Here is a 1,678-nt window from a genome sequence, read left to right as displayed (position 1 = left end):
TTGGTGAGGGCTTCCTGGACGGTGCGGTAGAGGGCGCGTTGGGTGGGTGTGGCGACGGTGGGGGGTAGGTGGCCGGTCAGCTGGGCGTGGGTGCCGCTGGATTCGACGAGTGTGTGGAGGTCGGCGAGGGTGGGTTGGGGGGTGAGTTCGGTGGTGTTGCCGCCGGAGGCGCGCAGGAGGGTGACCATGGTGCGGAGTTCGTCGAGGGTGGTGACGCTCAGGGAGCGGATGGTGCGGGCGGTGTTCTTGGTGTCGGGGTCGGGTGTGGCGATTTGGAGTGCGCCGGCTTGTACGGCGATGAGGCTGACCTGGTGGGAGACGACGTCGTGCATCTCGCGGGCGAGTTGGGCGCGTTCGCGGGCGAGTACGGCCTGGGCGTGCAGGGCGCGTTCGTGCTCTCGGGCTTCCTCGATCTCGACCAGTCGCCGGGCCAGGTCCCGGTGGGCCTGGAGGAGTTGACCGAACAGGACCGGCGCCGCGGCGGTCGCCAGGCCGTACACCAGGGCGATGAGCGTCATGGTCTGGCCTATGGACATCAGGCTCACCTCGGGCCACGGGATGCTGTTGGCGATGCCGGTGAGGGCGACGCACCCGGCGAGGAGGAGGCGGTTGCGGGTCCGTTCGGCCAGGGTGAACAGCGCCACGATCGGAGCGACGGCGACGGGCTGCGTCAGCGAGGCCGGCAGGGTGAGCAGGAAGACGACGAGCGGGAACCGGCGCCGGAAGGCAAGCGCGACGCAGCCGACAGCGGCCAGCCCGACGCCGAGCGGTGAGTCGTCCCACAGGCTCACCCACACGTCGACGGCTGACGCCGCCACGAGGACGAGGTCGACGACGGGCGGGGGAATCCGCTGCCACAGGGTGCGTGCGCCGTTCATCGGGCGGCGTCCCGCACACGTTCGTCGAGCAGTCCGGCCCGCTGCGCCAGCAGCGCCGCCTGCACCCGGCTCGATACCCGCAGCTTGGTCAGGATGGCGCTGACGTGGTCCTTCACCGTGCCCGCCCCCAGATGGATACGCGCCCCGATGTCGGCGTTCGACAGCCCCTCCGCCACCAGGACGAGGACGTCACGCTCACGCGCGGTCAGCAGCCGCACCCGGGCCGCGTCCTCGTCCACCCCCGCCCCGGTACCGGGATGACCGTGCAGCAACGTGCGTGACGCCTTCGGGGAGAGCACCACACCACCCGCCGCCAGGGTCCGCACCAGATGGGCCAGCTGCTCCGGCTCGGTGTCCTTCAGCAGGAAACCGGCCGCACCGCAGTGCAGCGCGGTCAGGATGTACTCGTCCGCGTCGAACGTCGTCAGCATCGCCACCACCGGCGCGTCCGGCGCACCGCGCAGTTCCCGCAGCACGGTGAGCCCGTCGACGTCCGGCATCCGGATGTCCAGCAGCACCACGTCCGGCCGCACCCGGCGGACCGTCTCGACCGCCTCACCGCCACTCGCGGTCGCGACGACCTCGATGTCCGCCGACGCACCCAGGATCAACCCGAACCCCGACCGCACCAGAGCCTCGTCGTCCACCACCACAACCCGGATCACGCCCGCCCCGCCTCACCTTCACCCCAACCACCCGACACCTGCCGACCCGACCCTAAAGCCCCGATGACGGCCTGTCCGACCTCGGGCCGCAGCTCCAGCCACACGGCGGGGGAGCACCCACCGGTCGGCAGGGGC

2 protein-coding genes are annotated in these 1,678 nt (G+C 71.4%); both read right to left on the bottom strand.

Annotation, left to right across the window (positions count from 1 at the left end; genetic code table 11):
• Nucleotides 1-878: sensor histidine kinase (locus AOK15_RS40270; RefSeq protein ID WP_055524106.1), on the bottom strand; the 878-nt coding region annotated here is incomplete at its 3' end.
• A complete protein-coding gene (locus tag AOK15_RS40265) occupies nt 875-1,543 on the bottom strand; it encodes a response regulator (RefSeq protein WP_157870528.1) in 669 nt (222 codons plus the stop codon). The genes AOK15_RS40270 and AOK15_RS40265, both read right to left, overlap by 4 nt.
• Nucleotides 1,544-1,678: the final 135 nt, after the last annotated feature.

Origin of the sequence: Streptomyces ossamyceticus, assembly GCF_001418475.1 — a bacterium.
In the GTDB taxonomy this organism is placed as follows: Bacteria; Actinomycetota; Actinomycetes; order Streptomycetales; family Streptomycetaceae; genus Streptomyces; species Streptomyces ossamyceticus.
This window is presented reverse-complemented; position numbering and strand designations above follow the sequence as displayed.